Source organism: Sphingobacterium psychroaquaticum, assembly GCF_900177625.1.
In the GTDB taxonomy this organism is placed as follows: domain Bacteria; phylum Bacteroidota; class Bacteroidia; order Sphingobacteriales; family Sphingobacteriaceae; genus Sphingobacterium; species Sphingobacterium psychroaquaticum.
Genome location: NZ_FXAU01000001.1, coordinates 1,227,935 through 1,241,567 on the forward strand (window position 1 = coordinate 1,227,935; position 13,633 = coordinate 1,241,567).

General features: G+C 41.0%; 11 protein-coding genes. 1 reads left to right on the forward strand and 10 read right to left on the reverse strand.

The window, feature by feature from the left end; genetic code table 11:
• Positions 1 to 134: 134 nt before the first annotated feature.
• Entirely contained in the window at positions 135 to 611 is a 477-nt protein-coding gene (locus B9Y69_RS05065) for a YdeI/OmpD-associated family protein (protein WP_085471879.1), read from the forward strand.
• 35 nt (positions 612 to 646) lie between these two features.
• On the opposite strand, the gene B9Y69_RS05070 is transcribed toward B9Y69_RS05065, so the two are convergent.
• The 10 genes from B9Y69_RS05070 to B9Y69_RS05115 all read right to left on the reverse strand — a co-directional run bounded on the left by B9Y69_RS05070 (position 647) and on the right by B9Y69_RS05115 (position 13,631).
• Entirely contained in the window at positions 647 to 2,173 is a 1,527-nt protein-coding gene (locus B9Y69_RS05070; RefSeq protein ID WP_234991100.1) for a SusD/RagB family nutrient-binding outer membrane lipoprotein, read from the reverse strand.
• Positions 2,174 to 2,199: 26 nt separating this feature from the next.
• On the reverse strand, positions 2,200 to 5,547 hold the full coding sequence (locus B9Y69_RS05075; protein ID WP_085471881.1) for a SusC/RagA family TonB-linked outer membrane protein: 3,348 nt from the start codon (positions 5,545 to 5,547) through the stop codon (positions 2,200 to 2,202).
• Between the two features lie 4 nt (positions 5,548 to 5,551).
• On the reverse strand, positions 5,552 to 6,499 hold the full coding sequence (locus tag B9Y69_RS05080) for a FecR domain-containing protein (protein ID WP_159451815.1): 948 nt from the start codon (positions 6,497 to 6,499) through the stop codon (positions 5,552 to 5,554).
• A 68-nt stretch (positions 6,500 to 6,567) separates the two neighbouring features.
• On the reverse strand, positions 6,568 to 7,146 hold the full coding sequence (locus B9Y69_RS05085) for an RNA polymerase sigma-70 factor (protein ID WP_317042131.1): 579 nt from the start codon (positions 7,144 to 7,146) through the stop codon (positions 6,568 to 6,570).
• Between the two features lie 138 nt (positions 7,147 to 7,284).
• Positions 7,285 to 7,503, reverse strand: a complete 219-nt coding sequence (locus B9Y69_RS05090; RefSeq protein WP_085471883.1) for a hypothetical protein — start codon at positions 7,501 to 7,503, stop codon at positions 7,285 to 7,287.
• 216 nt (positions 7,504 to 7,719) lie between these two features.
• Positions 7,720 to 8,640 carry an aspartyl protease family protein gene (locus B9Y69_RS05095; protein WP_085471884.1) on the reverse strand — a complete coding sequence of 307 codons (921 nt, stop codon included), beginning with the start codon at positions 8,638 to 8,640 and terminating at the stop codon, positions 7,720 to 7,722.
• A gap of 1 nt (position 8,641) precedes the next feature.
• A complete protein-coding gene (locus tag B9Y69_RS05100) occupies positions 8,642 to 9,916 on the reverse strand; it encodes a thioredoxin family protein (RefSeq protein WP_085471885.1) in 1,275 nt (424 codons plus the stop codon).
• Between the two features lie 10 nt (positions 9,917 to 9,926).
• Positions 9,927 to 11,420: a PKD-like family lipoprotein gene (locus tag B9Y69_RS05105; RefSeq protein WP_085471886.1), complete on the reverse strand. Its 1,494-nt coding sequence runs from the start codon at positions 11,418 to 11,420 to the stop codon at positions 9,927 to 9,929.
• A gap of 19 nt (positions 11,421 to 11,439) precedes the next feature.
• Positions 11,440 to 12,210: a DUF4843 domain-containing protein gene (locus B9Y69_RS05110; RefSeq protein ID WP_085471887.1), complete on the reverse strand. Its 771-nt coding sequence runs from the start codon at positions 12,208 to 12,210 to the stop codon at positions 11,440 to 11,442.
• Positions 12,211 to 12,224: 14 nt separating this feature from the next.
• Positions 12,225 to 13,631: a RagB/SusD family nutrient uptake outer membrane protein gene (locus B9Y69_RS05115; RefSeq protein WP_085471888.1), complete on the reverse strand. Its 1,407-nt coding sequence runs from the start codon at positions 13,629 to 13,631 to the stop codon at positions 12,225 to 12,227.
• Positions 13,632 to 13,633: the final 2 nt, after the last annotated feature.

The window sequence follows — 13,633 nt, forward strand, 5'->3', positions numbered from 1 at the left end:
GTCTTCTTTACATAACGCTCCTGACATAAAGCTGTCATGGCCTGTCTATATCTTTGAATAAGATTAAAATAGAGGTCGCTCGTATTGATTGTTATATCATACCGCGATTTCTTAACGCACGCAAAAAGACAGTTATGATAAAAGACAAGCCTTTAGTCGATAAAGCATTTGTTCTTGAAAAAGAAATGAACAAATGCGGATGGACCTATGTACGGCTCCCAGAATTAGTACCTTCGAAGAATACAGCATTTGGTTGGCTCCGGGTATCGGGAACAATCGAAGGTCACGAAATAAAGAAGTATAATCTTCAATCTATGGGAAATGGCGTACTTTTTCTTCCTGTCAATGCGCAGGTCAGAAAGAAAATTAAGAAACAAATCGGCGATCTGGTTCATATTACGCTCTACGAAGATAAAATTCCGTCACAAATACAAGAAGAGCTTGAGCTTTGTTTAAGGGATATTCCACAGGCCTACGCGTGCTTTCTCGGATATTCCGAACGAGAGAAAAGAGAGATCTTAGAGTGGATCTATCTTGCTAAAACCGAAGAAGTGAAACTGAAGCGTATGGTACAAGCCATTGATAAAATTACCCAAAGCGCTATAGCATAAATAAAAGAGGCTGTTTAACAGCCTCTTTTATTTTGTTACTTTAATATCCACATCAACTGATTCGGATCATCAGTTCCGCTATATTGTCGTTGCAAAGCCTCTCCAACATTAGCGCCGTTCTGTTCAAACTCAACAGCCGGGTAGCGCCAGCGCGTAGGAATCTTATCCGGTGCATCTACATTTAAACTTGACGCAGGGTTAATCTTCCATTTCGGGTACCCCGTACGTCTGTAATCATAATACGGTGTAATACGTCCTTGTAGAAAGCTAGCCAAGAACTTCTGCGTAATAATAGCCTCGATCTTCTTATCTAGTGCAGTTGGAAAAGTTGCCCCATACGCATTAACAGCAGTCGTAATATAGCTCTGATCCATCGGCATCCCTTGATGGAACTGGCTTGTATTTGGCGTATTATCAACAATAAACTTCATACCTGCCTCTATTCCTTTTTTGTACCATTCTACATCCGATTGTGCAACCCAGCCACGTGTGGCCGCTTCCGCAATGACAAAACACATATGTGCATACGAATACTGCTGTGTCGGTTCACCCGTCGGGATTTCCGTATAACGATCGTTCAGCTTCGAATAATCGTTACTTGCTCGAACTGTTGCGAGATCACCGTAAGTCAACGAAGGACTTACCCCCACATACGCGTCATAGTTTGTCGCGTTCATACCTCCAGAAATTTTAACTGGAGAAGGTTTTGCGTAGTAAAATAAACGGCGATCTTTCGTTGCTTTCAAGCGATCTATAATCTCGTCTGACACAATGGGGTAGATCAGGTTGTTATTCCCCACTTTATAAAATGGATATGCCTGTCCGCTTTTATCCGAACGGATTAACTGGAAGTTATCCGCATTCGATGCAAATATCGGCTTCGAGGTAAAAATCGTATTAAAGCGTTCCTTGACTTTAAGATCGGCATCATCAGCCTTCTTGCTCAATTGTATTAAAATACTCAATGCAAAGCTATTGGTTAACTTACGCCATTTAGTAAGATCACCCGCAAACATAGGGTCTCCCTCAAATTTATCACCGGCCGCAAAAAGTGCATCAGCTTGTTCCAATTCGTTAAGGATTCCTAAAAAGACATCTTTTTGGGTGTCATACTTTGGAAAATAAACCTTGTCAGATTCTCCTACCAATGCATCTTTATATGGAATATCCCCTAATGCCATGGTCAGTTCATAAAAGCGAAAAGCACGAGCAAAATGCATCAAAGCTTTATAAGAGCTCTTTAACTTCTCTGTTCCGGCATAATCCACCATATACTGCACATCATTCAAGCCTACAAGAGACATAGTCTGTGTACCAAGGGAATTAAACTGATAGTTCTGATCCGCCATCTCTCCCCAAGTGATTGCTTTGGTCAGAAAATAAGGACGCATAAAATCCTTTTGGCCCGGCTGATTCGCGATATGGATAATAACGCGTGTCGCAATCATCGAAGATTTTACTTTCTCTGGAGTCTCCGGATTCTTATTTATTTCATCAAACTTAGAGCATCCTACGGATTGTAGTGCAGCCAAGAAAGCGATTGCTAAATATCTTTTTTTCATTTTCATATAGAAATATGCTAACTGAATTAAAATGTCAAATTAATATTGAAACCTACGTAACGCATAGATGGCGAGTTCAAATCTTCTTTACCTGTATCTGGATCTGAGAATTTATATTCCTTCGTCCATAAGAATAAGTTTTGTCCTGTCAAGCCAACACTTGCTTTAGACGCTTTCAGGCGTGACGTGATCGTTTGTGGAACAGTATAACTGACCGCGACCTCACGAAGCTTAACAAACGTTTCGTCCCATAGGTTTCTACGACCACCGTATGCTGACTTCCAATACGCTTCATAGGATACGGTTTGATCATTCGCCGCAAATACACGCGTATCTTCTAGAATTTGACCGTACTTATCATAAGACACTGCACCCGATAAGATTTTCACACCTTGTCCAATAAAGGTCTTCTTACCATTTACGACTTCTTCATAACGGTATTCATTATCCGAATCCGGGTGAGCTCCCGTCTGCCATAAGCGCGCGTTGATGCCCGATGAGGACATTCCTTTTATACGTCCATCGATACTGAAAGAGAAGTTAAAGTCCCGGTATTGAAACTGATTGGTCAATCCCCAAAACCATTTTGGGTCGGAATACCCCACTAAGTGTGCGGCATATTTACCTGTTACCGGCATACCTGAGCTGTTGTGTACAATCTCTCCCGAAGGTGATCTTTCCCAATCGCTAGAGGTAATATAATCGGTGCGCATTCCTTTTTTCACATAGAGGGCATCCAGTGAATATTGTGGATCAAGTTTGTGGAAATAATTCAAGTTTTGCGAAAGGTTAGCAATCACATCCCATTTGAAGTGCGCCTTCTTAACCGGTACTCCACCCACCGTAATCTCATGTCCACGAGTCATCGTTTGTCCTTCCGTATTGATCAAACGCGTTTCAAACCCCGTCATTTGCGAAATTTTCGCATAAGTAACTTCATTAATGCGTAAGCGATAATAGCGGGTATAATTACCATAAATACGATTCTTAAGAAGGGCAAAATCTAAACCAAACTCGTAAGAATCATCTTGTGTCGGCGATATCGAAAAGTCCTTAATACCAGTTCCGTATGTTGCCTGCGGCAGACCATCCCAAACATTATTCTTAATGACATAAGCTTGGTTAATTTCATAAGGATCAGGGGTACGTTTCGTGCGCACCCAAGCGCCACGAACCTTTAACTGGTCTAACCACGATAAATTAAAATCAAATAGATCGGTCAATGTCGCACTCGCAGACAAGGATGGATAGAAGTAAGAACGTTGCTCTTTCGACAAAGCCGATGACCATTCATTACGGCCAGTTGCCTCCAAGAATATCGCATTTCTCCAAGAGAAGGACAAACGGCTATATAACGAGCTTGTCATTAACTCTCTTCGCGTCTGTAGCGTACTAATGGGATCGACCGAGTTTGTTAAGGAATAAAAACCTGGAATAGACAAACCGTTGGTTGTCGAAAATACTGATCCTTTACGCAAACTATACAGCATAGCCCCCCCTACTAAACCATCTACTGCAAAATCACCCCATTTCTTGTTTGCTGTAAAGATCACGTCTGTATTGGAGCTAAAGCCATCGTCTTTACCATTTTGGTACTTTCCTCTACTGCTAAATCCACCATAGTCTTTAAAACCACCCCGTGTACCGTAGATCCCGATTGGGTTGCGCTGAATTTTCTCCGAACCAAAATAATCATAACCTGTACGGACAATAAACTTACCCCAATCTGTCACTTTATAATTTAAGGTTACTGCGGCATTGATTTTATTAATCGTTTCGGGTGTAATTTTTTCGTATGCTATGAGATACGGATTATCATACCAGCCATTATACATCCAATTTTGGGATTGATCCTTTACTAACCAATAGTCTTTGTAATCACGTACATCGTACTCCGGTCCCGTCCACACCAAAAGATTATAGATATAACCCTGATCGTTGTATCCCTGTCCAAAATTCGTACTAGATGCATTTCTATTGTAACCGATACTTGTCTCTATATCTAATTTTTCGCCTAGCTTCGTTGTTCCCGTAACGGTGATGTTCGTTAGATTAAGCTTCTGATTTGGATACTGCCCTTTGTTAATGATGTGGTTAATAGCGGTACGAATACTACCATGTTCACCTTGATTGGTAAAACTAACGGAGTTATTGCTTATAAACCCAGGGACCAAAAAGTTCTTAAAGTTATCTTTACCGGCAGATACCAAAGGCATATCTTCGCGTTGTTTCGTAATAGGATTCCATTGCGAATAAACCTTTCCGATATCGAGTCGATCTCCCCAGACAAAGTCATTATTATTAAACTTACCTCCTTCACCAGAAGAGTAAGATTGTTGTACTTTAGGTAACGCCAGGTATCCGGAGAAGAACATATTATTGGTACTCACACTCACTTCAGTTCCTTTCTCAGCCAGTCCTTTCTTCGTGGTAATCATAATTGCACCACCACGACCACGCTCACCATAAAGGGCAGCAGCAGCAGCTCCTTTCAGAATGTTCATATCCGAAATGTTATCTACCGGTACTTCACGAAGCGTCATATTTTCATACAACACCCCATCAATTACGAGAATAGGCGCTAAGCCTCGTGATAGAATTTCAGGCACGGCATTAAACTCCGTACTGTTACGAACACGTACGCCAGAGATTCTACCCGTCAAGGTTGTTCCTACATCGACACCTTTCACCTTTGCCAGCTCGCTTCCACTAATATTCTGCGTCGCATAACCGAGCGCTTTCTTTTCCCGTTTAATACCTAAAGCTGTTACAACCACCTCTTCTAATGCAGCGGATGAACTTTCTAAACGTACAGTAGATGCTTCTGTAGCTTTCACAACAACAGCATTGTATCCGACGATCGAAAACTGAAGCATTACATCCTGTCCTACATTACGCAAAACATAGCTACCATCTGCGTCAGTATTAGTTACGTTTGTCGTACCCAGAACACGTACATTTACACCAGCAATGGCTGTCCCTGTTTGCTGATCTACAACTTTTCCGCGAATCTCCTGCTGGCTCACTACTTTTGATGCTGTACCAGCAGAAGCTGTAGACTTACCCGTACGTTTGGCTATTACATAGAGCTTTTCATCAATTTTGTTTACCGTAAGTTCATTGTTGGAAATGGTACGCACGAATTGCTCAACATTCCCCGTGTTGAGCTCATTGAGGTTGACATTACCGTTTACTTTTTGATTGAAAATAGAGGCATCGTAACCGAATTTTACATTCAGCTTCTTTTCCATTTTCGCAATCACAGTACCAATACCGTCAATCTGCAAGGAGGAATTGGCCATAGCCTGGCTTCCCAAAAATAACGAGAGGAAAGCCCCTCCCATGGCTTTGTAATAATGTTTGCTTCTTTTCATAAAATCAGCGTTTAGAAATAATGGTGATATTGAATGCTTTGTTTAAGATTACAAGGGATTTATCGAGGTCATTGGCCGGCAAATATCCAGTAAAAATTTCGCCTTTATAGGCTTCTTTTAATTGCAGTTTAGCTTCCGGATATAGGCTATTAAGATCATCAAAAATATGGATGAGTGGTTCTTTTTCAAATGTTAATAAGGAGTATGTCCACAAATTAGAGGCAACAGTATCGACCAAATGCTTATCAAAATCTAATGTTTTCGCATTGTAAGAGATTTCTTCGCCAGGATGCACAAGACTTTGTTTCTCCCCATGTGCGACACGAACTTTACCATGGTTTAAAACGAGTTTATTTTGATCCGTGGAATTAGTAAAGTTAAATGCAGTTCCTAGAACACGTACATCAAAAGCACCTGACTCTACGATGCAGAACGGTTTACCCTGATTTTTAGCCACTTCAAAGTAAGCTTCACCTTCTACCTTCACCTGACGTAGCGTATCACTATCAAAGTCTGATAAAACGGCAAGACGTGATCCTTGTTTTAACAAGACCTTTGTACCATCTTTCAAGAAAATAGACTTTACAAATTTAGTGGGGTTATGGATAGACAGCAACTCTTGTTGTGGAGCATATGTATTCTCTTGTTGCTGTCTCCAGAAATAAAGAGATGAAAATAAAAAAGCAATAAAAATGGCCGCTACGGATAAATATTTATAACGACGCCATAAGCTTACACGAGAAGACACCAAGGACTCCCCTGTTATTTGTTCATAGATTAGGTTTGTTTTTTCCGGAGATAGCAACTCTTCTCCTTCACTGCATGCCAGCACCTCTTCCAGTTCCCATACACACTCCTCATCTACATCGGCCAACAAATCCATAAAGGTTTGAAGTTCCGCGTCGGACAATTCGTTCAACAGGTACTTCTTGTACAGTTGATTGAAATCCATGTTACTGTTATTTTCACTCGCCATATATACTATATACGGCTGAGCTCACCTATAAGACGGTTGTTTTTTTAAAAAAGATCAAAAAATATTAAAACGGCAAGTGACATGCCCATACGTTCCAAAATATAGCTTCGTACGAACTTATTTGCCTTCACGATATGCTCGCGTACTGTATTTACGGAAATCCCCAACTCATCGGCTATCTCTTTATTTTTTAAAAAATCTTCCTTACTCATCCGGTACACCTGCAAGCTGGATTTTGGAAGCTTGGAAATCGCTTCCTTATATAGTTTTTCCAAATCCTTGAAGGCTACTTGTTCTTCATTTGAATTATCTTCTGGTTCCACACCGAGTTGCTTGAGTGTCGCATAATGGTGACGTACTTGCCTTTTTCGGAGTTCATCGAAAACAAGATTACGCGTAATACTGTAGAGGTATGCTGTATAATTTTGATTTATATCCATTTGATCCCACTTCATCCATATCTTGGAGAAGGCCTCTTGCACAATGTCAGACGCAGTATCTTCATCCCTAAAGTGCAGATAGGCATACTTGTATACCTTATCTTTATAGGACATGAAAAAGGTTTTGAAATCTAGGTTTATATTTTTCTTAACTAACATGAACTCCTCCCCGGCTGGTTCCATTAATATTCCACAAATTAACAACAATATTTGTCACAAAAAAAACTTTCTTCGGCACGATACAAAAAAAGGCACCTAATATTATTGCAGCATGATGTTAATGTAAACTTAACATGAAGTTTTTATGCAAGCACATTTTCATTATAAGCCACGAGATTTCTTTTCCTTTTTAAGGGCAGAAAGCTGCGTGCTAAATATGATGTAAAAGACATTAATAGAAATACCGGCAGATAAAACAGCATTAAATTTCTTTTGAGAAACAGTCAAATATATCCCGACGATAAGCGTTACCAGAGATAGGATTGCGAAGGCAATTATAATTCCTTTCAGTGTAGACTCTTTTTTTTTCCAACTCTGCATCGCTCATTTCACTTGGTTTCTTAATTGCCATGGATCATTGTATTTGTGGTTTATTGGTTTTTAGTTTTTGTCCTTCTATAAGTACAGTTAGGCAAAACTAACTAAAATGAAGCATTTGTAAAGAATATAAAAATCCATTAAAAAACGATGGCGTCTTCGTTTTATAGGAGACGCCATACAAGTCAAATTTTTACGTACGTTGTGCAAAGACAATACCTACTTCATTCTAGGCATAACCTCCTTCATATCAAAGCAAGTGATGGAACCTTCTATATAATTAAAGTCCACAAAGAAATACTTAAAAAACTGAAAACCTAGGATACCATAGATATTGTTTTCGATATCAAACCGGGGCAATTTACTGATCGACATTTCAATCCCATCCATTTGGAGACCACCGACCGTTAAGCGCTGTAGATTACCGCGACGTACCGTTTGACCCGCCGCACCCGCATCTTGCATGGTAACCGCAGCCTTCTCTCGCCAAATAGTTCGAATGGAATCTTCCAAGGAAGAATCTAGGATATTATCTGTCGCTCCCGTATCCATTACAAAACGGTACGCACGCCCATTCACAGTGGCTTCAGCTACAGGAAAGCCACCTACCAGCGAAAAAGGAAGCTTCAAGGTCGGTGTTAACCCTTCAACCTCGGTAATTGTCGTGCTGTGCTTGTTTAACCATATTTTCCGACTCGCAAAATTCATCAGCATTTGATAATTACGGAGAAACCCGCTACCAATCAAGCCCAAAATAGGTTTACCAGGCTCCGCTACCATACTTGAAAAATTCATGGCGGGCAAGATAATATGGTCCAAACGCAAACCACCCCAAACTAACGAGTCTACCTGAACATTCAAAATACGTTGGCTGCCAGACATACCTTTAACTTCCTGTCCGGTTTCGTTTCCTTTAAAATACACACTATTCAAAACAAAAGAACTGTTACTTCCTGTATCCATCATAAACCACCCGGTCTGCCCATTTACCTGCGCCTCAACAAACATTAACCCACCCATAAACCGAAATGAACTCTCCAGCTTTGATGGCAGCTCCAGGGTTTGCGCCTGCACCGTCATTACGGATAAAAATGTGATAAACAACATCCTTATACCATATTTTAGTTTGCTTCTTCTCATTTTAGTTGGTAACAAGTTTAGGTGTCGGCATCACAACAATAATCTTCTGCACAAACTCCGTCGCCGGAACACGTACATAGTCAGGTCTTGATTTTTCCAATTTATCCATAGCTCGCTCTGCATACTGTAAGCTCCGTGCCTGCTCGCCCTTAAAGTGGTACAGCTTACAAAACAGCTGCAAGTTCTGTAGTTCATCCGTCTCCTTATACGCCTTAACCGCATCAAAAACCAATTCTACATCCGCCTTATCCACACCATCACGAAGCACCATATTACCTAATTGGTGAAGCTGTGAGAGCGTCAGTTTTTGACGAAGATCCTGTTGCAACAACTCTTTTGCCTTACGGTAAGAACGTTCTGGATCAAAAAGCTTCGCAAACTTTGCTACATTAAAATCGGTTTGTAAGCGTGCTTCTTCGGGTCTGTAAAACTGTAAGAAATAACTATATAATCCCGCTTCATCAACCTGCGTTATCATCTTTCCACTAGTCGCATCTGCACTAGTTTTTATGGCACGAGCCGTGATCCCCGCATCGATAACACGCGAAAAATATCGATCTACCTTTTCTTTTCCCTTTGCAGCGATGAATTGTTCCTTGTTCGCCAGTAACTGCTTAAAATAAGGACTATCACTACCATAAGTCAGATACATCATGATATCTACCGCATCTGCTGAAAAACGGTTCGTTTGACTATCAATAAATGCTTGTGCAATCGTTTCTACCTGAGGATCATTTGCCGCAGCCATTTTCTGAATATAGTTCTTTATAAATGTTGCCGAACGGTTCCCTTCCTGGTAAAGCTTGTGCATATTTACGACGGTATTTGCCGGATCTAACGCCTCCTTACCAATAGTAACAAAAGCTTCTCCACTTAGATTCCCGCCTCCCGATTGATGTATTAGATTTCCATTGCTATCGAAAAAGAGATAACAGGGATAAGAGCGTATCTGGAACGTTTGCTCAAACCAAGCGGCATCGACATAACGACCCCGAATAGCTTCGGTATCCTTCTTCGTTTTATCCATCTGCAGCTTATAATTAATAAACTTACTATTATAGAAAGACCCAACTTCGGGCAATGGAAACACTTCCTTATCCATCTGGATACAGGGGCCACACCATGTGGTGTAAGCATCCACAAAGATCGATTTCCCTTGTTTTTTCGCTAGCGCTAGGACTTCCTTCCACGACTTATCCTGCTCAAACACAATTCCTTGAGCATACAAAGAGATGTGTAGGCAGAAGCCTACACATACGAATATTATTTTTTTCATCTGTTTTCCTTTATTTCCAGGCTACCCCTGACATATTCACGGTATTGTATTTGTATTCCACATCAACGACCTTACCAAAGCCGGCGTACTTTGATAGATAGGTATCGTTTGCGATAGATCCCGCTGCATTTAATCTAAAAAAGTATACCTCTCCTTCATTTTTACCGAGCGTATTTACACCAACCAGTAATTGGTCTCCGTTCGTTTTTAAGAGGTCGATGGAGATGTCTGTCCGTGGAAATTTATAGATCTCACGTACGGCGTTATTCTGGATGTCGTACACATACAAGCTATTTTTATGTGCATAGTAGGTTAACGGGCTCCGAGAGGAGTTCACATACACGGTACCTTCTGCGAAACTTGGTGCGGTTACCTCTGTCACACTCTCGGCATAGGTCGCCAACGAACGGAAGAAACCTATTTTATACGCATATACACGCTTTGTCACATTATCTTTCGCATAGGCGATCGGTTTAACCTGTGCAAAATTAGCCGCAGACGGCGCTGTACTTGGTTGCATGGTGTGGTCAAAAAGAAATACACTCCGGTCGCCAATATTACTGATATCAAATTTATCTTCCGGGTTCTTGATAATAGACATCACACGGCCAGCGGCTTTGTTATAACGTAAAAACTGTTTGTTTTTAGCATCAAAGAGAAAGGCATACGTAGACATCAGTAATGCATGTGATGCCGCATAATCGCCCGATGCATGATACGTAAAAATAAGCGGAGCATTATTAGCGCGCGTCGAATGAATCTTGCCATTGTTCAACATGTAGTTGTTCATCCCAAAAGCATCTTGATAGATCCGTGTCGGTTGTATTTTTTCTGGCGCATCAAAGAACCAGTATTCAGCGGATTGAAGTAACTCAAAATTGGGACGTAATGTATATCCACCATTTTTGCGCATCACATACACCAACCCCGTTGGGTTAGTCAACGGAATTAAATGGGTAAGCTTTGTCGCATCCGTCAGCTTAAAGGTATTATTGGACGAAAACAAACCAAAGTAGATATCTGGCTTAGTATTATCGATAATAACATCGATATCCTGGCTGTTATCCACTTTGGTATTGAGAACCATAAAGCCCTGAGCGCCACGTAGACGAACACTTACACCATACGTACGACTACGAACAATTTCCGTACTTGGATCTTCAATACTGAGTTGTACCGTATACCCGCCAGTCGGGTTCTGCACTTTATAGCGCAGCGTAGGTTCGGTAGAGATCAGGCGTATTGTCGTATCCGTGGGGCGTACAGTAGGGCGCATGATATACCACTTAAACTTTAGCTTCGTACTATCTCCCGTAAATGTATATACAGGATCTATTTTCAGCGTATCTTGTTGCTGGACCTGAAAATTTTCTTGATTATAGGCAGGGCCACCAATGGAAATCTTATCCACTGGTGTAATATCATAGTTTCCTTTATCCTTGTAGCAGGAAAACTGCAAAAGGATAAGCATGATATAAAAGCCATATTGTTTTAATAACTTCATCGTTTACACATTAATTGATTTACGGAAAAACCACAGTATTACCTTTTTCATCTTTCAATGGATAGGTAAATGGGTCACTTGGCGCTGGAGCAATTACTTTATTGTTTAGATCGTCTAACTTGGATCGCAAACGCAATTGAAAATAGGCTAAGGTAGAGCCCGAATAGATATGATTGTCCTTATCCTCGGGAACACCGTTGGCAATATTGATTTCTGGAATTCCCAATTGAAACAGGATAAACTCATGTTTTACCTTTGAATAATCTCCAAAATAAATACGCATGCGGGTTTCCCAATCAACCGGCTTCACCATAAAATTGTAGAACGATATCGTCGTATAAAGTTGGCTTGCAATGCCGAGTTTAAAATCAGCCGATTCAGCAACCTTAACACGAACGGTCTTAACCACGGTTTCGAGTGCCTCCGTATTGAGCAAGGTAATCGTGATATACCCTTCATTAGCATTTGCAGGAATCATTGCAGGACCTATTTTAAAGTCTACACCTTCGATCGCATTTGTCTTTTCTTTATCTACCTCTACCTGTATCGGACGGTCTGTTGCTGCCACACGACCCATTAAATTTACAGGAAGCACAAAGTCATACGTCATTAAACTTCCTTTACCTGCAAAGGTATATGCGCGATTCTCGTTATAGCTGGCGTTTGTGTTTGTCGTCAATTTTTTAAAATGAACGCGGTCCCCACCTTCGTAAAAACCTACTTCTTCCTTCTTACATGCACCCAGCGAAACCACCGCTAGAAGCAAAATCAAGAGCTTAAATATTTTCATAATCTATTATCTAATTAGTTTCGTCCGCCATAGATTTTTTCATTCTCCGGCATCGGAAAAACATACTGTGCATTGGACATATCATTGACCGGACTATCGTCTACCTTTTTCGCACCAAGGCGCTTGTAATAGTAGAAGGTCTGCCCCTCCGAGAAGAATTCCTTCCGATATTCCTGTTTTATTTTTTCCACAAGGTCTATATCGTTTGCAAAAGCGAGCATCCCCCTGTTGGTACATAAGGCATTGAGTAACGCGACCCCTTCGTCTTTTGTTGGTGCAGCTTCCGCCGCTATTAAATACATTTCACCAAGCCGCATCAAAGGGATATAGTGCCGGTTTACATTTGGTGTGCCCACTGGAATATCGACATACATAAATTTATGAGGCGTCAACAAACCTCTATACATCTGAAAAACAGGAACTTTAAAACGTATATCCGTGGCCACATTTTCAAAAATGCGCGTACGAAGTTTATCTTCATCCGTAAAATAGTACGGCACAGAAGCCAACGTTCCCGATTCGGGTGTTACAAGTTTCGTTACGCGCTCCTCAAACCCATCACTAAAGAGGGAGAAAAGATGTTCCGAATGAATGGATCTATCGAGGTTGATCTCTTGACTCTCCGGACGTAAAACGACCTGTCGGGCATCGATCACCTCTTTTGCCGCTTGGTAAGCACCAGCATGATTACCGATATATAGTAGTACGCGTGCCTTTAAGCCTTTTACGGCTAAACGGTTCATTCGAATCTTCCGATCTGCTGTGCCGAGCTTGTTAACAACATCATCTTTCAGCAACATTTCTGCTTCCTTGATATCATTCAAGATATACTCTACAAGCTCATCGACCGTCGATAAAGGTGTGTTCTCCCGTGTATAACGCGTTACATAAGGCATATACTTAGCGTTGTCTTTCGTTATGTAGGCTGGAGCAAACATACGCATCAGGTCAAAATGCACAAAAGCGCGAAGTGCCAGGGCTTCTCCCTTTACCAGATTGTATCCCTGATCCGAAAAAACAGACCTTTTCGCCTCAATATTTCCTAATATATTATTAGTTAACGCAATGGAATTATACTGATTTAGCCACACTTGATCGATGATGCCTTTTACTTGGTTCTTGGTATAATCATATTCCTCAATCGCCTTTAGTGATAGCACAGCCTGTTCCGAAGAACTGTTGACCGAATAATCAGAGGCCATTACAGAAAGCATCCCGAACGTCAGTTCACGGCCATAGGTCGTACCGTTAGTCATAGAAACATACACGCCAGTTAGAGCTTCCTTAAAGCCTTGTTCAGTGGAAAACAACTCCGATTCCTTAAGTTCTGTTTTGGGCTGTACATCCAACCAGTCGTTACACGATGTACTCCAGAGAAGCATAGACATCGCCGCATATACTATATTTTTGTAATTCTTCATTT

What these genes read in the sequence shown, in the direction of transcription:
- B9Y69_RS05065 (WP_085471879.1), top strand. Translation starts at nt 135, where the DNA reads ATGATAAAAGACAAGCCTTTAGTCGATAAAGCATTTGTTCTTGAAAAA.
- B9Y69_RS05070 (WP_234991100.1), bottom strand. Translation starts at nt 2,173, where the DNA reads ATGAAAAAAAGATATTTAGCAATCGCTTTCTTGGCTGCACTACAATCC.
- B9Y69_RS05075 (WP_085471881.1), bottom strand. Translation starts at nt 5,547, where the DNA reads ATGAAAAGAAGCAAACATTATTACAAAGCCATGGGAGGGGCTTTCCTC.
- B9Y69_RS05080 (WP_159451815.1), bottom strand. Translation starts at nt 6,499, where the DNA reads ATGGATTTCAATCAACTGTACAAGAAGTACCTGTTGAACGAATTGTCC.
- B9Y69_RS05085 (WP_317042131.1), bottom strand. Translation starts at nt 7,146, where the DNA reads ATGGAACCAGCCGGGGAGGAGTTCATGTTAGTTAAGAAAAATATAAAC.
- B9Y69_RS05090 (WP_085471883.1), bottom strand. Translation starts at nt 7,503, where the DNA reads ATGCAGAGTTGGAAAAAAAAAGAGTCTACACTGAAAGGAATTATAATT.
- B9Y69_RS05095 (WP_085471884.1), bottom strand. Translation starts at nt 8,640, where the DNA reads ATGAGAAGAAGCAAACTAAAATATGGTATAAGGATGTTGTTTATCACA.
- B9Y69_RS05100 (WP_085471885.1), bottom strand. Translation starts at nt 9,916, where the DNA reads ATGAAAAAAATAATATTCGTATGTGTAGGCTTCTGCCTACACATCTCT.
- B9Y69_RS05105 (WP_085471886.1), bottom strand. Translation starts at nt 11,420, where the DNA reads ATGAAGTTATTAAAACAATATGGCTTTTATATCATGCTTATCCTTTTG.
- B9Y69_RS05110 (WP_085471887.1), bottom strand. Translation starts at nt 12,210, where the DNA reads ATGAAAATATTTAAGCTCTTGATTTTGCTTCTAGCGGTGGTTTCGCTG.
- B9Y69_RS05115 (WP_085471888.1), bottom strand. Translation starts at nt 13,631, where the DNA reads ATGAAGAATTACAAAAATATAGTATATGCGGCGATGTCTATGCTTCTC.